This is a genomic window from Streptococcus sp. (assembly GCF_030825805.1).
GTDB lineage: Bacteria > Bacillota > Bacilli > Lactobacillales > Streptococcaceae > Streptococcus.
Window position 1 is genome coordinate 1 of record NZ_JAPJPF010000040.1, and the last position, 18,231, is coordinate 18,231.

At 42.9% G+C, this 18,231-nt stretch carries 17 protein-coding genes, 1 pseudogene and 1 other annotated feature; of the genes and pseudogenes, 15 read left to right on the forward strand and 3 right to left on the reverse strand.

What is annotated here, in order from left to right:
- Window positions 1–769 (forward strand): annotated as a pseudogene (gene eno, locus RCH62_RS06800) (surface-displayed alpha-enolase); the annotation flags it as partial.
- 102 nt (window positions 770–871) lie between these two features.
- On the opposite strand, the gene RCH62_RS06805 reads toward eno, so the two are convergent.
- Both RCH62_RS06805 and RCH62_RS06810 read right to left on the reverse strand, forming a co-directional pair.
- Window positions 872–1,057, reverse strand: a complete 186-nt coding sequence (locus tag RCH62_RS06805) for a hypothetical protein (protein WP_023023803.1) — start codon at window positions 1,055–1,057, stop codon at window positions 872–874.
- 76 nt (window positions 1,058–1,133) lie between these two features.
- Complete coding sequence (locus tag RCH62_RS06810; protein WP_306474899.1) at window positions 1,134–2,144, reverse strand: lactonase family protein; 1,011 nt, start codon at window positions 2,142–2,144, stop codon at window positions 1,134–1,136.
- 175 nt (window positions 2,145–2,319) lie between these two features.
- Between RCH62_RS06810 and RCH62_RS06815 the strand changes: the two genes are divergently transcribed.
- The 3 genes from RCH62_RS06815 (at window position 2,320) to budA (ending at window position 5,583) form a co-directional block, all read left to right on the forward strand.
- A complete protein-coding gene (locus tag RCH62_RS06815; protein WP_048691022.1) occupies window positions 2,320–3,489 on the forward strand; it encodes an AI-2E family transporter in 1,170 nt (389 codons plus the stop codon).
- Window positions 3,479–4,717: a lipopolysaccharide assembly protein LapB gene (locus tag RCH62_RS06820; RefSeq protein WP_023027056.1), complete on the forward strand. Its 1,239-nt coding sequence runs from the start codon at window positions 3,479–3,481 to the stop codon at window positions 4,715–4,717. The genes RCH62_RS06815 and RCH62_RS06820 overlap by 11 nt, the downstream gene beginning before the upstream one ends.
- A gap of 149 nt (window positions 4,718–4,866) precedes the next feature.
- Window positions 4,867–5,583 (forward strand): acetolactate decarboxylase, encoded by a 717-nt coding sequence (gene budA / locus RCH62_RS06825; RefSeq protein ID WP_048714898.1) that lies wholly within the window; start codon window positions 4,867–4,869, stop codon window positions 5,581–5,583.
- A 35-nt stretch (window positions 5,584–5,618) separates the two neighbouring features.
- On the opposite strand, the gene RCH62_RS06830 is transcribed toward budA, so the two are convergent.
- Window positions 5,619–7,280 carry an NFACT family protein gene (locus RCH62_RS06830; RefSeq protein WP_048714896.1) on the reverse strand — a complete coding sequence of 554 codons (1,662 nt, stop codon included), beginning with the start codon at window positions 7,278–7,280 and terminating at the stop codon, window positions 5,619–5,621.
- Between the two features lie 179 nt (window positions 7,281–7,459).
- Window positions 7,460–7,694 (forward strand) — a binding site (T-box leader).
- A 154-nt stretch (window positions 7,695–7,848) separates the two neighbouring features.
- Between RCH62_RS06830 and trpX the strand changes: the two genes are divergently transcribed.
- The 11 genes from trpX to RCH62_RS06885 form a co-directional block, all read left to right on the forward strand.
- Window positions 7,849–8,829 carry a tryptophan ABC transporter substrate-binding protein gene (trpX, locus tag RCH62_RS06835; RefSeq protein WP_373689710.1) on the forward strand — a complete coding sequence of 327 codons (981 nt, stop codon included), beginning with the start codon at window positions 7,849–7,851 and terminating at the stop codon, window positions 8,827–8,829.
- 123 nt (window positions 8,830–8,952) lie between these two features.
- Window positions 8,953–9,372, forward strand: a complete 420-nt coding sequence (locus RCH62_RS06840) for a hypothetical protein (protein WP_048714892.1) — start codon at window positions 8,953–8,955, stop codon at window positions 9,370–9,372.
- Window positions 9,373–9,685: 313 nt separating this feature from the next.
- The gene (gene pheS / locus RCH62_RS06845; RefSeq protein WP_048691032.1) at window positions 9,686–10,732 is read left to right on the forward strand and encodes a phenylalanine--tRNA ligase subunit alpha; all 1,047 of its coding nucleotides are present in this window, start codon (window positions 9,686–9,688) and stop codon (window positions 10,730–10,732) included.
- Window positions 10,733–10,734: 2 nt separating this feature from the next.
- Complete coding sequence (locus RCH62_RS06850) at window positions 10,735–11,250, forward strand: N-acetyltransferase (protein ID WP_048691034.1); 516 nt, start codon at window positions 10,735–10,737, stop codon at window positions 11,248–11,250.
- 172 nt (window positions 11,251–11,422) lie between these two features.
- A complete protein-coding gene (gene pheT, locus RCH62_RS06855) occupies window positions 11,423–13,828 on the forward strand; it encodes a phenylalanine--tRNA ligase subunit beta (protein ID WP_048691036.1) in 2,406 nt (801 codons plus the stop codon).
- A gap of 235 nt (window positions 13,829–14,063) precedes the next feature.
- Window positions 14,064–14,372, forward strand: a complete 309-nt coding sequence (locus tag RCH62_RS06860) for a hypothetical protein (protein WP_048691039.1) — start codon at window positions 14,064–14,066, stop codon at window positions 14,370–14,372.
- A 13-nt stretch (window positions 14,373–14,385) separates the two neighbouring features.
- Window positions 14,386–14,595 carry a helix-turn-helix transcriptional regulator gene (locus RCH62_RS06865; protein WP_003002675.1) on the forward strand — a complete coding sequence of 70 codons (210 nt, stop codon included), beginning with the start codon at window positions 14,386–14,388 and terminating at the stop codon, window positions 14,593–14,595.
- A 2-nt stretch (window positions 14,596–14,597) separates the two neighbouring features.
- Window positions 14,598–15,371 (forward strand): DUF3169 family protein, encoded by a 774-nt coding sequence (locus RCH62_RS06870; RefSeq protein WP_048691042.1) that lies wholly within the window; start codon window positions 14,598–14,600, stop codon window positions 15,369–15,371.
- Window positions 15,372–15,382: 11 nt separating this feature from the next.
- A complete protein-coding gene (locus RCH62_RS06875) occupies window positions 15,383–16,276 on the forward strand; it encodes an ABC transporter ATP-binding protein (protein ID WP_013903836.1) in 894 nt (297 codons plus the stop codon).
- Window positions 16,273–17,487, forward strand: coding sequence for an ABC transporter permease (locus tag RCH62_RS06880; RefSeq protein ID WP_048691046.1), 1,215 nt, complete (start codon window positions 16,273–16,275; stop codon window positions 17,485–17,487). The genes RCH62_RS06875 and RCH62_RS06880 overlap by 4 nt, the downstream gene beginning before the upstream one ends.
- A 103-nt stretch (window positions 17,488–17,590) precedes the next feature.
- Window positions 17,591–18,231: aldo/keto reductase (locus RCH62_RS06885; RefSeq protein ID WP_306474900.1), on the forward strand; the 641-nt coding region annotated here is incomplete at its 3' end.

The following is an 18,231-nucleotide window of genomic DNA, read 5'->3' on the forward strand; positions in this document are numbered from 1 at the left end:
TCGTTACGGTGCTGAAATCTTCCACGCTCTTAAGAAAATCCTTAAATCTCGTGGTCTTGAAACAGCCGTAGGTGATGAAGGTGGATTCGCTCCTCGTTTCGAAGGAACTGAAGATGGTGTTGAAACTATCCTTGCTGCGATCGAAGCTGCTGGATATGTACCAGGTAAAGACGTATTCATCGGATTTGACTGTGCATCATCAGAATTCTACGATAAAGAACGTAAAGTCTACGACTACACTAAATTCGAAGGTGAAGGCGCTGCTGTTCGTACATCTGCAGAACAAATCGACTACCTTGAAGAATTGGTTAACAAATACCCAATCATCACTATCGAAGATGGTATGGATGAAAACGACTGGGAAGGTTGGAAAGCTCTTACTGAACGTCTTGGTAGTAAAGTTCAATTGGTTGGTGACGACTTCTTCGTAACAAACACTGATTACCTTTCACGTGGTATCGAAGAAGGTGCTGCTAACTCAATCCTTATCAAAGTTAACCAAATCGGTACTCTTACTGAAACTTTCGACGCTATCGAAATGGCGAAAGAAGCTGGTTACACTGCCGTTGTATCACACCGTTCAGGTGAAACTGAAGATTCAACAATCGCTGACATCGCAGTTGCAACAAACGCAGGACAAATCAAGACTGGTTCACTTTCACGTACAGACCGTATCGCTAAATACAACCAATTGCTTCGTATCGAAGACCAACTTGGTGAAGTAGCTGAATACCGTGGATTGAAATCATTCTACAACCTTAAAAAATAATCTAGTTAACTAGATATAAAAGATCCTTGAGTTTTCTTAAGGATCTTTTTGTTATCGGGCCAAACAAAAAATCCTCAACTATCTAGTTGAGGAATCGTTTTATTAGAACAAGCCTTTGATTTTATCTACAGCACCGCTGACTAGATCGTTTCCAGCAACAAGTGCTTTCGCTTGTTCTAAGTAGTCACCAAGGTTATCCTTGTTGTCATCGATGAATTTTTTAGCAGCATCGAAATCTTTCTTTTCGATCATTTCTTTGACTTGGTTAAACAAATCCATTGGGTTCATGAGGTTTCTCCTATAAACTATTTATTATTATCACTATTTAATCATTTTTCAACCAAACTAGCAAGCGTTTTGATTCTTAGTTGAAGAGGGCGCAAACTGCCTCTGGTACGTAGAAATCATGGCTCAATTCAGTCAATCTACCACTCGCCTTGTCGCGTTTAAAAACAGTAGCATTGTCTGAATCTTGATGGACTGCAATGAGGTATTCTTGATCAGGACTAAGAATGAAATCGCGTGGATTGAGTCCATTGGTTGGAACGATTTCAAGAAGCACTAGGCTACCATCTGCCAAGATTTCATAAACTGCAATGGAGTTATGGGCACGATTTGAGGCATAGAGGAATTTCCCATCCTCTGAGAGGCGAATAGCAGCGGCCCATTTTTGACCTTCATACTCTTTAGGTAGGGTTGAGATGGTTTGGAAATGTTCAAAGTAGCCAAGTCCGTCATAGAAAAGGACATCGATGGTAGCGTTTAATTCGTTAATGAGGTAGGCGGTCTTGTAATGAGAGTGGAAAATGATATGACGTGGACCAGCACCTGGAGCTGTTTGATAGGTTTGAGTCTTCGTTAGTTTACCAAGATCATCGACTTGATAGACCACTACTTGATCGGTACCCAAATCACAAGTGATGAGTAGCTTATCGGGAGTGAGATCTGCATAATGTACATGGGGACTCGCTTGGTTTTCGTGAGGTCCAGAACCCTGATGAGTCGCTTGGTCGACAAAGGTTAAATGACCATCTTCATGGATGCGATATGAGAGGACTTGTCCCTTGTGGTAGTTAGCTCCATAGACCAAGCCACGCGCCTCATCAACAGAGACATAACAGAGGGGCGCCCCTTCCTCGACCACATGATTGATTAACTGGTGATCAGGACTAAAGCTTGCAATGCCGCCAAGACCTTGCTCCGCACCCACACTGTATAAGAAACCAGCTTTTGAAAAAGCGAGATAGGTTGGGTTTGGCTCTTGAGCAACTAGTTCTAAGTCGCTAAGTTGACCAGTTCTTTCATCGAAGGAAGCCTTATAAATTCCTTTAGAGTCTCGTTTGGTATAGGTTCCGAAATAAATATCTTGCATCACATGCACCTCGACTTTGTTGATAGCTCCATTATATCAGAAAAGAAGGGGATGGAAAACGATTAGGTGAAGGATTGACAAGCTAAGCATTAAAAAAAAGCTCACATTTCAGCTATATCGTGAAATTATGGACTAAAAATGCTAAAATAAAGACAGATTGAAAACGAAGGAGATTCCCGTGGAACATAAAGAAAAAGATTTTAGTTTATCCTGGTTTTTTAAATGGTTTGTAGATAATAAAGCCATTACTGTTTTTCTAGTAACCTTACTGATGGGATTGAATATTTTAGTTCTCAGCAAGATTAGTTTTATTTTTACACCCCTGTTAGAGTTTGGAGCAGCAGTCATGCTACCAGTCATTATTTCAGGGCTCCTCTATTATTTGTTAAATCCAATCGTGGACTTTTTGGAAAGGCACCGAGTCAAACGGATCATTGCAATTTCCATCGTCTTTATTTTGATCGCGCTTCTCATTTTATGGGGCTTGGCTGTCGCTATTCCAGCTATTCAACATCAAGTTCTTAGTTTTATGAAGAACCTGCCAGATTACTTGGAAAAGGCCAATAGGACCATCGATGATGTCTTAGACAACAAAGTGTCGCCAGAAATCAAGCCTCAGCTGGATGAATGGACCAGCCAATTGTCGCAGAATATTACCAGTTGGGCGAGTTCTTTTTCCGCCCGAGCAGTCAACTGGGTCAGCAATCTGATTACTGTCGCCTCTCAGGTCATTATCGCTTTGATTATTATGCCTTTTATCGTCTTCTATCTTTTGAGAGATGGAAAGAACTTAAAAGGGCAAATCATCCGTTTCTTGCCAACCAAGATTCGTAAATCTGCAGACAAAGTACTGTCTGATGTCAATACACAATTGGCTAATTATGTCAGAGGTCAGATTACTGTTGCTATCATCGTAGCTTTAATGTTTATTCTTCTGCTTAAGATCATTGGGCTTCGTTACGCTGTGACACTCGGTGTAACCGCTGGTTTTTTGAACTTGATACCATACTTGGGCAGCTTCTTGGCCATGCTCCCAGCCTTAGTCTTGGGGTTGGTGGCAGGACCAGAGATGTTTGTCAAAGTCGTCATTGTCTTTATTGTTGAGCAAACAATCGAGGGACGTTTCGTTTCCCCACTTGTCTTGGGGAGTCAGCTCAATATCCACCCAATCACGATTCTGTTTGTATTGATTACTTCTGGCTCTATGTTTGGAATCTGGGGAGTCTTCTTAGGAATCCCGGTTTATGCTTCGGCTAAAGTAGTCATCAGTGCTCTATTTGAATGGTATAAAGAGGTCAGTGGTTTGTACGAAAAGGACGAAGTTGAGGAAATTCAAAGTGAAGAATAGTCAAAAAATTCTAGAAGCAATTGAGAAACAAGAGCTAGATCGTCTGCCAGCTTATTTGGATAAGGCTTTGCTAGAAGATGATCCAGCTACCTTGTTAGAATTGGGACAATATTTTGAAAGTATTGGTTTTTACCCAGAAGCCAAGCAAACCTACTTGCATCTGAGAGATGATTATCCAGAGGTCTATCTGAGTCTAGCCACTATCGTAGCGGAAGATGGACTAATGGAAGAAGCCTTTGCTTATTTGGAAGAAATCCCGGAAAGTTCGGAATGGTATCTAGCCAGTCTCTTAGTCAAGGCAGACCTCTACCAAAGTGAGGGCTTGGCAGATGTGGCTCGAGAAAAACTGATGGAAGCAGCGACTCTTTCAGATGACCCTATTATTCAACTAGGCTTGGCAGAGATTGATTTAGAACTTGAAAATTACCAAGAAGCCATTCAAGAGTATGCTCAGTTAGACAACCGTCTCATTTTAGAAGAAACGGGCATTTCCACATACCAGCGGATTGGCTATGCTTATGCGAATCTGGGTCGGTTTGAGTCTGCTATTGAGTTTTTAGAAAAGGCCTTGGAAATTGAGTTTGATGACCAGATTGCCTATGAATTGGCAACCCTTCTCTCTGACCGAGAAGAGTATCAACGTTCTCTGATCTACTTCAAGCAGATTGATACACTGTCGCCAGACTTTGAAGGGTATGAATACGGCTATGCCTTGGCTCTTCAAGCTGAAAATGACCGAGAAACAGCGTTAGCAATAGCAGAGCAAGGAATCCAAAAGAATCCTTTTGACGCTTATCTCCTCCTTCTAGCCTCCCAATTGGCCTACGAGTTGCACCAGCCAGAAAAAGCAGAGAAGTATTTGTTAGAAGCCAAAGAAGTTGCTGAGGATCTTGAAGATATCGCCCTTCGTCTGACAACTCTTTATCTGGAACAGGAACGTTATGAAGACGTCCTTGAATGGCAAGAAGTGGAAGTGGAAAATGTCGTCACCCGTTGGAATATCGCTCGTGCCTTGGTAGCACTCGAAGAGGTTGAAAAAGCGGCTCCGATCTATGAAGAGCTCTACCCAGATTTGAAAGAAAATCCAGAGTACTTAGAAAGCTATAGTTACCTCTTGAGAGAGTTGGGACAAATCGCAAAAGCCCGGGAAGTGGCAGAAGGCTATTTGCAGCTAGTCCCAGATGATGGGCAAATGCAAGCTTTCTATGAGAGCCTGTTAGAAGATTAACTACTTGACCCTTGAAGGGCGGGAATCAGAACAAGTTTGTATCATGGTTCGGTCCCGCTCTTTTTTAATCAGTCTTTCTGTTATTGTCCTTGAGAATATGGTATACTGGAAGGGCTAAAAAGAAGACAAGATGAATGAGGGAGAAGATAATGGAACCGGTGAAATTGTTTCAATACAATACCTTGGGGGCTTTGATGGCTGGTCTCTATGGAGGATCCTTTACGGTTAAAGAATTACTAGAGCATGGAGATTTAGGAATTGGGACCCTGGACTCAATCGATGGCGAATTGATTGTCTTAGATGGTAAGGCTTATCAAGCTAAGGGTTCAGGAGAGGAACCAGAGATTGTGGAAGTATCTTCAGATGCGACTGTCCCCTATGCAGCCATTGTTCCCCACCAGGCCGAAGTGATTTTTCGACAACGCTTTGAAATGACAGATGAGGAGTTAGAGGCTCGCATTGAATCTTATTACGATGGCGAAAATTTGTTTCGTTCCATCAAGATTCACGGTGATTTCGCCAAAATGCATGTGCGCATGATTCCCAAATCAACTTCGGAGACCAAGTTTGCAGATGTAGCAACCCATCAGCCAGAATTTACACGAGAAAATGTTACAGGAACCATTGTTGGTTTTTGGACGCCAGAGATGTTTCATGGGGTCAGTGTAGCAGGCTATCACCTTCACTTTATCTCAGATGACCATACCTTTGGAGGACATGTTATGGATTTTGTCATCAAAGAGGGCATCGTCGAAGTTGGAGCCATTGATCAATTGGACCAACGCTTTCCTGTCCAGGACCGCCAGTATCTCTTTGCCAAGTTCAACGTTGACCAGGTCAAAGAGGATATCCACAAATCAGAATAAAACAAAAGGGCTGAGATGATTCTCAGCCCTTTTTATTACTCATTGATGCGCATAGATTTGATCTTTTCTTCTTCAGGGGTGACCCGTAGGGTTTTCTGACCGGTATAGGTTACAAATCCAGGTTTTCCTCCGGTCGGTTTGTTGAGTTTTTTTGTTTCAATCATGTCGACTTGGACCAGATTGGACAGGCGTCCCTTAGAGAAATAGGCTGCAAGCTCAGCTGCATCGGTTTTGACCTCATCTGAAGGGTTGAGGTTACCTGTAATGACCACGTGACTACCTGGAATATCCTTAGCGTGGAACCAGAGTTCGTCCTTTTTAGCCATTTTGAAGGTCAATTCTTCGTTTTGAAGATTGTTCCGGCCGACCAGAATAATGGTCTTGCCATCTGATGCTAAGTACTTCTCTGGTTTTTTCCGTTTGTGGATCTTTTCTCGGTTGCGTCGTTTGATAAAGCCTGTTTGGATCAGCTCTTCGCGAATCTCGGCTACTTCAGAAAGGCTGGCTTGGGCCAGAGCGGTCTCGACCGTCTCTAGGTAGGAGATAGTTTCCTTGGTTTCCTGGATGAGAGAGGTCAAATGTTTGACGGCTTCTTTTAGCTTCTGGTAACGCTTGAAGTAGCGTTGAGCATTTTGACTGGGGGTCAAGGCCTTATCCAAAGCAATGGTAATAGGCTGGTTGGTATAGTAGTTGTCCAAGGTGACCTGGTCTTGATCATTTGGGACTTGATGGAGGAAGGTAGTGAGTAGTTCGCCTTTTTGACGGAATTCTTCGGCATTTTCTGTCGCTGCTAGTTCGGCTTCCTGTTTGGCCAATTTTTTCCGGTTCTTTTCTAGCTCATTATCCACCTTGCGGATTAGTTCCCCAGCTTGTTGTTGGACCCGGTCGCGCTCAGCCTTGTCCAAGTAGTAGTGGTCGAGTAGATCTGATAAGGTTTCAAAGGTCTCCTCCTGGCTATCTGCATAAGCGAGAGCAGCAAAAGATTTTTTCGTTAGACGGGGATCTGTTGGAGCTTCAAAGAATGCTCGGAAGGTTTTTAATTTTTCTCCGCTTTCTAATCGACTGGCCAATTCTTGAGCAGTATCTCGACCAAGACCCTGGAAATGGGTTTGAAGGTTTTTAGGTGTCAACTCTTCTCGGTGAAGAAAGGCGAATAAGGCTTCGTCTTTAATGGTAAAGGGGTTGACCGCTTCGGTTTTTGGAGGAGCTACATAGGTTGATCCAGGGAGAATGGTCCGGTAGCTATTTTGTGAGAAGCCCACATGCTTGATTGCTTCGATGATTTTTCCAGTTGCCTTGTCCAGAAGAATGATATTGCTGTGCTTACCCATGATTTCAATAATCAGGGTTACAGATATATCATCCCCAATCTCATTTTTATTGGAGACGGCAATTTCTAAAATACGGTCATTCTCCAGTTGCTGGATCTGCTCAATGACTGCCCCTTGGAGATACTTGCGCATGACCATGATAAAGGTATTAGGGAAGGCAGGATTCTCAAAATTGGTCTGAGTCCGTTGGATCCGACCAAAAACAGAGTGGGAAGACAGCAAGAGTTTTTGATTCTTGCGATTGCTACGAATTTGTAAAACCAACTCTTGTTCAAAGGGTTGGTTAATTTTTTGGATGCGACCATATAGGAGTTCGCTTTGTAATTCATTCACCATATGGTGTAAAAAAAATCCATCAAAAGACATGGGGTTCCTCAACATTCTAGACTAATTCTAGTAAATTATATCAAAAAAGTGCCTGAAAACCCAGTAAGAAGGCGGTTTTCAATCCTTGTAAAAGCATCCGTTAGAAAATGAATTTCAGGAAATGACGAACGTTTTCAAAAAAAACATAAAAAAGTATTGACAAGGCTTACGGAAACATTTACAATGGATTCAATTAGAAAAGTAATAAATGAAAATTTAATAGAGAGCTCACGGTTGGTGGAAGTGGGTAGTGGACATTTATGAAATTGGACTAATGATGAGATGAATTTGAAACAATAAAAATTCGGTCGGCACACCTTATCGTGCAACTTGTTGCTAGACAAGACAGAGACATGGGAGGAGTATATCCATTTTCCCATAAGTGAGGTGGCACCGCGATGACACGTCCTCACATAGCTATAGCTATGTGTGGGCGTGTTTTTGTTTCAAAAAGAAGGGAGAAAAGAAGATGAAGAAACGATGGCGACTCAGTCTTTAACAAAGATGCGAAAAAACGAAAAAATAAATAATTGAGGTAAAGAAAATGAAAAACAAACGTGTATTGGGAATGATTGGTGCTTTGCTAGCTATTATTTTAGTAGCAGTAGTCTATCCAATGTTAAACAATAAAAATGAAGCTAATAAAGCAGATGGAACTAAAAAGGTAAAAGTCGGTGTCTTGCAGTTGGTCAGCCACCCATCGCTAGACGAAATCTACAAGGGGATTCAAGATGGCTTGGCTGAAGAAGGCTATGACAAGGACAAGATTGAGATTGAATTCCTCAATGCAGAAGGGGACCAAAACAAGGTTGCTACCATGAGTAAGCAATTGGTCCAAAACAACAACGACGTTTTGATCGGAATCGCAACCCCATCTGCTCAAGGTTTGGCTAGTGCAACCAAGGACAAACCAATCGTCATGGGTGCTATCACAGACCCAGTCGGCGCTAACTTGGTCAAAGATTTGAAAAAACCAGGTGGCAATATCACAGGAGTATCTGACCACAACCCAACGGAACAACAGTTGAAATTGATCAAAGAGTTGACTCCAAACGTGAAAACAATCGGTGTCCTTTACTCAACCAGTGAAGATAATTCTAAAACGCAAGTAGAAGAATTTACAAAATTGGCTGAAAAAGCAGGCTACAAGGTGGTTCCTTATTCAGTCCCTTCTACAAATGAAATTGCTTCAACGGTTTCTGTCATGACTGGTAAAGTGGATGCTATCTGGGTTCCAATTGACAACACCATCGCTTCAGCCTTCTCAACGGTAGTCGAAGCAAACAAAACAGCTAAAAAACCAATCTTCCCAAGTGCGACAGCCATGGTCGAAGCTGGTGGTTTAGGCTCAGTCGTTGTCGATCAACACGATCTTGGAGTGGCAACTGGTAAAATGGCTGCGAAAATCTTGAAAGGTCAAAAACCAGGTGATACACCAGTCGAAATCTTCACAGATGGTAAATCTGTCATCAACAAAAAAGTGGCAGAAGAATTAGGCATTACCATTCCAGAATCTGTCTTGAAAGAAGCTGGACAAGTCATCGAATAAAAACAAACGGATAACAAGAACGGCAGAGGAATTTGGCTTTGGCAGGTCTTTAAATCCTGACCTTTAAAAATGTTCACCAGTGCCCAGGACCAGCTTATTTTACTCTTGGTAGAGGAGAAAGAATTGAAAATCAAAATAACAGATCTTCATCCGACCCAACTATATTTATCAGAAAAGAAGTTACATGATATCCAGATGCTTGATCAATCGGCGGAAATCATCAATGTGGATCCAATTAGTATTCTTGCGTTTGGAAATTGCTTCTTGATTACAAACGGGCATCACAGGGCTTATCAGTCTTTATTGGCAGGTCGGGATACGATTTCTGCTGAGTTTGATAAAGATGGTGGTGATGAAATTTATCATCTCTATGCGCAAGCTTGTGAGGAAAGAAAGATATCCTCTGTTTTGGATTTAAAACATCGTATCTTACCTCAAGATGAGTATGAAGCAAAATGGTATAACTGGTGTGATGGTTTTAACCAAGCAGCAACTCTTCTATTGAAAAGGAAAGCAGATGAAACAGACAAGGCAAATAAATAATGCCCTGGGTCTTGTTTCTTTGTCTATTGAAATTAGTCTCATCTAACTTGTTTTTTAACTAAAAATCTGCTAAACTAGATAGTAATTGAATAGAAATCTGCAAGACTAGTACCTCAAGGGAAGTGCAACAGGGAGAAGAGCCGTGACTGAAAGCTCTTTGCATGAAAGCTGAGTGAATTCACTTGCGCAAGGATTTAGAAATTAAGGTCTGAGTTTCAGATAAAAAACGGATGGTACCGCGTGTCAACGCTCCGAATATGGATGTGGCGCGTGGTTTTTTCTATGTCTGAGTGAGGACCATGATGGAGGAAATATGTCAACGATTGAAGAACAACTAAAAGCGCTTCGAGAAGAAACGCTGGCAGCCTTGAAGCAGATCTCTGCTGAAAATAAAAAAGAGATGCAAGAGCTACGCGTCTCTGTCCTTGGGAAGAAAGGCTCTCTAACCGAGATCCTCAAAGGGATGAAAGATGTCTCTGCTGAGATGCGTCCGGTCATCGGGAAACACGTTAATGAAGCCCGTGATGTTTTGACGGCTGCCTTTGAAGAAACAGCTAAGCTCTTGGAAGAAAAGAAAGTCCAAGCCAAATTAGCTAGTGAGAGTATCGATGTGACCCTTCCGGGACGTCCAGTCGCAGTTGGTCATCGCCATGTCTTGACCCAAACCAGTGAAGAAATCGAAGATATCTTTATCGGGATGGGCTACCAAGTTGTAGATGGCTTTGAAGTCGAAAAAGACTACTACAACTTTGAACGCATGAACTTGCCAAAGGATCACCCAGCTCGTGATATGCAGGATACCTTCTATATCACAGAAGAAATCTTGCTTCGGACCCACACATCACCAGTTCAGGCGCGTGCAATGGATGCGCATGACTTTAGCAAGGGACCTTTGAAAATGATTTCTCCAGGCCGTGTTTTCCGTCGGGATACAGATGATGCGACCCACAGCCACCAGTTCCATCAGATCGAAGGCTTGGTTGTTGGGAAGAACATTTCTATGGCGGACCTTCAAGGAACGCTTCAGTTGATCGTGCAAAAGATGTTTGGTGCAGAACGTCAAATCCGTCTGCGTCCTTCTTACTTCCCATTCACCGAGCCATCCGTTGAGGTCGATGTATCTTGCTTCAAATGTGGTGGAGCGGGATGTAATGTATGTAAGAAGACAGGTTGGATCGAAATCATGGGGGCCGGTATGGTTCACCCACGCGTGCTCGAGATGAGTGGCATTGATTCGACAGTCTATTCAGGATTCGCCTTTGGACTTGGTCAGGAGCGTGTAGCCATGCTTCGTTATGGAATCAATGATATCCGTGGCTTTTATCAAGGAGATGTTCGCTTCTCAGAACAGTTTAAATAATCATGTTAGTTAGAGTAAAAATCGATCAATTACAGACCTTACGTGACCTAGAGGTGGAAACCTATCGGGAGACCTTTGGTCCCTATATTGTTGAGGAAGACTTGGAAGAGTACTTCTCTACCGTGCTCTCTTTGGAGCAAATCGAGAAGGATCTGCTAGATCCAGAATCTGAAATCTATTTTGTCCTCAATGAAGAACAAGAAATCTGTGGTTTTCTCAAGATCAATTGGGGGCAAGCACAGACGGAGCCAGTAGAGATGGACAAGTCCTTTGAGATCCAACGGATCTATGTCAAAAAGGAATTTCATGGGGCTGGTTTTGGCAAGGAAATGTTTATCTTTGCGCTGGATCAAGCCAAGAGCCGGGGCTTTGAGTGGGCCTGGCTAGGTGTCTGGGAACGCAACTTTAAGGCGCAAGATTTTTACTATCGCTTTGGTTTTGAACGATTTAGTGAACACCAGTATGTTACCGGAGATACCGTGGATACAGACTGGTTGTTGAGAAAGAAATTGATCTAGAATGGACAAGAAGTCTCAGAATTGGAAGCTTCCATTCTAGAGAAGGGGAGGTTATTAGACCTTCCTAAGCTAGCCTCGAGCTGGAAAACACAAAATGAAAGGATCAAAACGAGGGTGGATGGAGATCTAGGAAAGATATCTAGATTTCTGCTTAGCCCTTGGTATCTTACATATGTTAGTTAGTTATAAATGGTTAAAAGAATTGGTGGACATTGATGTGCCATCACAAGAGTTGGCTGAAAAAATGTCAACCACAGGGATTGAAGTAGAAGGTGTCGAATCACCAGCTGCTGGCCTCTCAAAAATTGTCGTCGGAGAAGTCTTGTCTTGCGAAGATGTGCCAGAAACTCATCTTCATGTTTGCCAAGTCAATGTGGGCGAAGAAGAAGCTCGTCAAATCGTCTGTGGAGCACCAAATGTGCGTGCAGGAATCAAGGTTATGGTGGCTCTTCCAGGTGCTCGCATCGCGGATAACTACAAGATTAAAAAAGGGAAAATCCGTGGCTTAGAGTCACTAGGGATGATCTGTTCACTTGGTGAATTGGGCATTTCTGATTCCGTTGTACCTAAGGAATTTGCAGATGGCATCCAAATCTTGCCGGATGATGCAGTACCAGGTGAGGAAGTATTCTCTTACCTAGACTTGGATGATGAAATCATCGAACTTTCCATCACGCCTAACCGTGCAGACGCTCTTTCTATGCGTGGGGTAGCGCACGAAGTAGCAGCGATTTATGACAAGGCAGTCAATTTCAAAGACTTTGCTTTGACTGAAACAGACCAAGCTGCAGCAGACGCTCTTTCTGTCAGCATTGACACAGACAAGGCGCCATACTATGCTGCTCGTATCTTGGACAATGTGACCATCGCACCAAGTCCACAATGGTTGCAAAACCTCCTCATGAATGAAGGTATTCGTCCGATCAACAATGTCGTTGACGTGACCAACTATATCCTACTCTACTTTGGTCAGCCTATGCATGCCTTTGACTTGGATACCTTTGAAGGAAACGAGATCCGTGTCCGTGAAGCGCGTGCGGGTGAAAAATTGGTGACCTTGGACGGGGAAGAGCGTGAGTTGGAGACGAATGACCTAGTCATTACTGTGGCTGACAAGCCAGTAGCCCTTGCCGGTGTTATGGGTGGTCAGGCTACAGAAATTTCTGAAAAGTCTAGTCGTGTCGTCCTTGAAGCCGCTGTCTTCAATGGCAAATCTATCCGCAAGACCAGCGGTCGTCTCAACCTTCGTTCTGAATCATCTTCTCGTTTTGAAAAAGGCATCAACGTGGCAACTGTCAATGAAGCCCTTGATGCGGCAGCAAGCATGATAGCAGAGCTTGCAGGTGCAACCGTGCGTAAGGGCATCGTTTCAGCAGGTGAATTGGATACTTCAGATGTAGAAGTATCTTCCACTCTTGCTGACGTCAACCGTGTCCTTGGTACAGAGCTTTCCTACGCAGATATTGAAGATGTCTTCCGTCGCCTTGGTTTTGGCCTTTCTGGAAATGCTGATTCCTTTACTGTGAGTGTTCCACGTCGCCGTTGGGACATCACTATTGAAGCTGATCTTTTTGAAGAAATCGCACGTATCTATGGTTATGACCGCTTGCCAACCAGTCTTCCAAAAGACGATGGGACAGCAGGTGAGTTGACTGCGACTCAAAAATTGCGTCGTCAGGTTCGGACGATTGCTGAAGGGGCAGGCTTGACTGAAATCATTACCTACGCTCTGACAACTCCTGAAAAAGCCGTTGAATTTACGACTGCACCAAGCAACCTAACAGAACTTATGTGGCCAATGACTGTGGACCGTTCAGTTCTCCGTCAAAATATGGTTTCTGGTATCCTTGATACAGTTGCCTACAACGTAGCGCGTAAGAACAAAGACTTGGCTCTTTATGAGATTGGAAAAGTCTTCGAGCAAACAGGTAATCCAAAAGAAGACTTGCCAAATGAAATCAACAGCTTTGCCTTTGCTTTGACTGGCTTAGTTGCTGAAAAAGACTTCCAGACTCCAGCTGTTCCAGTTGATTTCTTCTATGCTAAGGGAATCTTGGAAGCCCTCTTTGCTCGCTTGGGTCTTGAAGTGACTTATACAGCAACCTCTGAAATCGCTAGCCTCCATCCAGGACGTACAGCCTTGATTTCACTCGGGGATCAAGTTCTTGGTTTCCTCGGTCAAGTACACCCTGTGACGGCTAAGGCTTATGATATTCCAGAAACTTATGTAGCCGAGCTTAACCTTTCAGCTATCGAAGCAGCCCTTCAACCAGCTGCTCCATTTGTGGAAATTACGAAGTTCCCAGCAGTCAGCCGTGATATCGCCCTTCTCCTCAAAGAAGAAGTGACTCACCAAGAAGTGGTCGATGCCATCCAAGCTGCAGGCGTGAAACGTTTGACAGACATCAAACTCTTTGACGTTTTCTCAGGTGAAAAACTGGGTATCGGAATGAAATCTATGGCATACAGCTTGACCTTCCAAAATCCAGAAGATAGCTTGACCGACGAAGAAGTCGCTCGCTATATGGAAAAAATCCAAGCATCACTCGAAGAAAAAGTAGACGCAGAAGTGCGATAAATCGTAAAAACATGAAACAGTTGAGAAATTCTCAACTGTTTTTTTTCTTACAGGATTTGCAAGTTATAGGCCTTGAAACCCTATAAAAATAAAGAAATTCCTTTAAGTACTCAAAATATCCATGTCAACCATCCTTCTATTTTTGACAAATATTTTTATTTTTTTGACAAATACACTTGTCAAAAAGAAAAAGAAGTGTTACAATGATTTTAGTTGAAAGAAGGGGAGGTTTCTTATGGGAGCCATATGGATTCTTTTTATCCCTTTTCTGATTATGGTTTATGCGAGCTCAGAAAAGAAGAATAAAAGGTTGAACAAACGCATTAGACGATTAGAAAAACAAGTGAAAGGAAATCAAGACATGTCTAGAATTTTAGAAGAATTGAAAGGCCAAACGGCCACTGTTTTAGTGAGTGGTGTTGGATTCGAGTATGAAATTTTGGATATCGACGAAGATTGGGTCAAACTGACTCGTGTGAATCATAAACAACAGAGGGAAACCAAATTAGTCCGCATCGAAGATATTCAAGGTATTCAACTATAAGGGGGCGAAAGCCATGATCTTAAAAAATCGACTGAAAGAGCTGAGGGCGCGTGATGGCCTCAACCAATCCGAGCTAGCCAAGCTAGCAGGAGTCTCGCGCCAGTCCATCAGTCTCTTGGAGCGGGGGGAATACACCCCCTCGGTTATTATTGCCATCACCATCGCCCAGATTTTCAAGGAACCGGTGGAGAATGTCTTTAGTCTAGTAGAGGGAGAGGAATAAAAGTGAAAAAGAAGTTAAAAGAAAGGTCAGCCCGTTTTCGTTTTTGGAGAAACATGGCCATGGTCCTATCAGGATTAATCATTGGTTTTTTGACAGGTTATTTTGGTTCAGACCATCCTATTGAATTCCAAAAGCTATTTGATCGAGATATGATCTATATAGGGTCAATCATTTTATATCTGGTGGTTTTCGGGATTGCGTCTACCTACCTCATCTCATCGCGCCAGTCTTATCAGATGATGGAGGAGGCAGAAGATGAAGACGAAGCCTACCGTTATGAAAGCCAAACGAGAAGAATCTATGACTTGGCTACGATGTTCAAAGGCGTCATGATTGTTCCCTATCTATTAGTGATTTTCTTCTCTTGCCAAAAACTAGTCTATGAAGAAAAACTAACAGGTGCTTTTGGGAAATACACCATCCCGCTTATTTTTCTTGCTTTGTTCCTTCTTACTTTTGGGCTAGAACATCAGTTTCGAAAAACCTTCAAACAGATTTATGGAAAAGCAATCCCACGCAATGCTAGTGGGGCAGAAGTCCGTGAACTAATAATGAGCATGATAGATGAGGCAGAGAAACAAATTTGCTACGAGGAGAATTACGATATTGTCTTCAAGTTAAGCAATTATGTCTTACCGATTTCCTTAATGGCGATATTCTTAGTTGGCATTGCTTTCCAGGCAGATATCTTGTTAGCATTAGTAGTTGTATCACTAATTTATGTCTATATCTTGGTCTCTCAATACAAGATTACCAAACGTTATTATAAAGAGTAAAGGAGTCATTCATGTTAGAAATTAGAAATTTAGAAAAGAGTTTTGGCAAGAAGCAAGTCTTGTTCGGCATTGACTTGACTGCGAAAAAAGGATCCATCTTAGGTTTGATCGGGAAGAACGGAGCTGGGAAGACCACTATCTTTCATAGTATCCTCCGCTTCCTTGACTACAGCGGTGATATCCAATTGGATGGCCAAGCAATCAGTCAAGAAACCTATAAGGAAATTGGCTACCTGCCAGAAGAGCGAAGCCTTATGCCTAAGTTAACCATCTATGAGCAAGTCCGTTACCTTGCTAATCTCAAAGGAATGTCAACTGCTGAGGTCAAGGAGAAACTTCCAATCTGGATGGAAAAGCTCCAAGTAAAAGGAAAATTAACCGATAAGATCAAGAGCCTCTCAAAAGGGAATCAGCAAAAGGTTCAATTGATCATTACCATGATCCATGAGCCAAAATTGATCATCCTGGATGAGCCTTTTAGCGGACTGGATCCTGTCAATACAGAAGTGCTTAAGCAGGTCATTTTTGAAGAAAAAGAACGCGGTGCCACCATTATCTTCTCTGACCACGTCATGACCAATGTGGAAGAACTCTGTGATGAGTTGGTTATGATTCGTGATGGATCTGTGATTCTTTCAGGTCCCGTACAAGAAGTTCGCAATAGCTTCGGGAAGACTCGTCTCTTCGTATCCAATGACTTCAGTAAAGAGGAGTTGGAAGTGCTGCCTCACGTGACCAAGGTGACCATGACCAAGCAAGGCCTGTGGAAGTTGGTATTGGATGATGAAACAGCAGGTCCGGACCTCTTTGATCAGTTGACCAAGGGTCGCTATCTAGCAACCTTTGACCAACAAGCCCCAACCATTGATGAAATCTTTAAACTAGAATCAGGAGTAGAAGTATGAAACAGATGCTGATTGTTATCAAAGAAACTTATTTACGCCAAGTGAAATCATGGAGCTTTTTACTGATGGTGCTTACTCCCTTTCTCTTCTTCGGATTGACGATTGGAGTGAACTATTTCGTCGGATCTTCTACATCTGCGAAAAGCAACATCGCCTTGATTACAGATCAAGCTCCTGTCAAGGAAGTCTTGAAAGGGACCGATGGCTTGACCTTTGACTATAAGGACGAAGCAGCAGCTAAAAAGGCCATGAAAGAGGAAGAAATCAAGGGAATCCTCACAGTTGAAGAAAAGGATGGCCAGCTAGAGGCTCGCTACCAGAGTGAGGATGCCATGAAGCCAGGTTTCAAAGCAATCCTTATGGCTAAATTGAGTCAGGTCCAACAAATGCTCAATGTTTCTAAAGCGGATTTAAGCCAAGAGCAGTTAGCAGCCCTTTCGCAACAGGTCTCATTGATTGAAAAAATTGATGAGAAGAAAGAAGGGCTGAAAATGGTGCAGACCGTGGTAGCTGGAGGAATCGGTTTTCTTATCTACATGATTCTGATGTTTTATTCAGGTATCACTGCTCAAGAGGTAGCCAGTGAAAAAGGGACCAAGATTATGGAAGTGGTCTTCTCAAGCATTCGCGCAACTCACTATTTCTATGCTCGCATGATTGGTCTTTTCGGAGTCATTTGTACTCATATTGGTATCTATGCAGTCGGATTGGGAGGCGTTTGGATTTTTAGAGACTCCATTCCTCTTGTGAAAGATATCTTATCTCCAGACTCTCCTATCACCCAACATATTGGACAATCCATTTCCTTGAATACCTTATTCTTGATCATTCTTGGAATCTTCATGTACGTGGTTCTTTCAGCTTTCCTAGGTTCAACAGTTGCTCGTCCAGAAGATACAGGAAAAGCGATTTCGCCACTGATGATGTTAGTGTTCTTTAGCTTCTTTGGAGTAACTACCTTAGGTAGCGCAGGTGATGTCCTTCTGTTGAAGATTGGATCATACATTCCATTCATTTCAACCTTCTTCATGCCATTCCGTACCATCAATGGCTATGCAAGTGGACTTGAATCATGGGGATCATTCGGAATTGCCTTGGCCTTCACGCTCCTCGGCACCATGATCATTGGAAAAATCTATTCAAGCCTTATCTTACAAACAGATGACCTAGGTTTAGTCAAGACTGTTAAAAAAGCCTTGAGCTATCGTTAAAAGAGACACCTTCAGTGGATACTGGAGGTGTTTTACTTTGTGAAATCATTGCTGTTTGATCTTCTTTACATTATAATGAAAGAAGAATGAAAAGGAGGCGGACATGAACTATATTGAGTTTGCTGAAAATGAGCGTCTGTCCACGATTGTCCTTGGGATGATGAGGATCAGTCAGATGAGTGAAGATGAGGTGGAGGCCTTGGTGGAGGCAGCTTTGTCGATTGGGATCAACACCTTTGATCTGGCGGATATCTATGGCGATGGCCAGTGTGAGATCCTGCTGGGTAAGGTTCTCAAGCGTCGTCCGGATCTTCGGGACCAGATGTGGATCCAGTCCAAGTGTGGGATTCGCAAAGACGGCTTTACCTATTTTGATTTTTCCAAGGACTATATTTTGGACTCCATCAATGGCATTCTCGAGCGTTTGCAGATCGAGCGCTTAGATAGTCTCCTCCTTCACCGACCGGATGCCCTCATGGAGCCGGAAGAAGTGGCGGCAGCTTTTGATCACTTGGAGCAAGCGGGCAAGGTCCGCCATTTTGGGGTGTCCAATCAAAACCCTATGATGATGGAATTGCTCAAAACGGCTGTCCAACAGCCTCTCAAGATCAACCAGTTGCAGTTGAGTGCTGCCTTTACACCGAGCTTTGAAGCTGGTTTTCATGTCAACATGGAAGGGCCTAAAGCAGCCGTGCGAGATGGCAGTGTCTTTGAGTATTGTCGCTTAACTGATACGGTGATTCA

What these genes read in the sequence shown, in the direction of transcription:
- RCH62_RS06805 (WP_023023803.1), bottom strand. Translation starts at nt 1,057, where the DNA reads ATGAACCCAATGGATTTGTTTAACCAAGTCAAAGAAATGATCGAAAAG.
- budA (WP_048714898.1), top strand. Translation starts at nt 4,867, where the DNA reads ATGGAACCGGTGAAATTGTTTCAATACAATACCTTGGGGGCTTTGATG.
- RCH62_RS06830 (WP_048714896.1), bottom strand. Translation starts at nt 7,280, where the DNA reads ATGTCTTTTGATGGATTTTTTTTACACCATATGGTGAATGAATTACAA.
- pheS (WP_048691032.1), top strand. Translation starts at nt 9,686, where the DNA reads ATGTCAACGATTGAAGAACAACTAAAAGCGCTTCGAGAAGAAACGCTG.
- RCH62_RS06850 (WP_048691034.1), top strand. Translation starts at nt 10,735, where the DNA reads ATGTTAGTTAGAGTAAAAATCGATCAATTACAGACCTTACGTGACCTA.
- trpX (WP_373689710.1), top strand. Translation starts at nt 7,849, where the DNA reads ATGATTGGTGCTTTGCTAGCTATTATTTTAGTAGCAGTAGTCTATCCA.
- pheT (WP_048691036.1), top strand. Translation starts at nt 11,423, where the DNA reads ATGTTAGTTAGTTATAAATGGTTAAAAGAATTGGTGGACATTGATGTG.
- RCH62_RS06880 (WP_048691046.1), top strand. Translation starts at nt 16,273, where the DNA reads ATGAAACAGATGCTGATTGTTATCAAAGAAACTTATTTACGCCAAGTG.
- RCH62_RS06865 (WP_003002675.1), top strand. Translation starts at nt 14,386, where the DNA reads ATGATCTTAAAAAATCGACTGAAAGAGCTGAGGGCGCGTGATGGCCTC.
- RCH62_RS06875 (WP_013903836.1), top strand. Translation starts at nt 15,383, where the DNA reads ATGTTAGAAATTAGAAATTTAGAAAAGAGTTTTGGCAAGAAGCAAGTC.
- RCH62_RS06860 (WP_048691039.1), top strand. Translation starts at nt 14,064, where the DNA reads ATGGGAGCCATATGGATTCTTTTTATCCCTTTTCTGATTATGGTTTAT.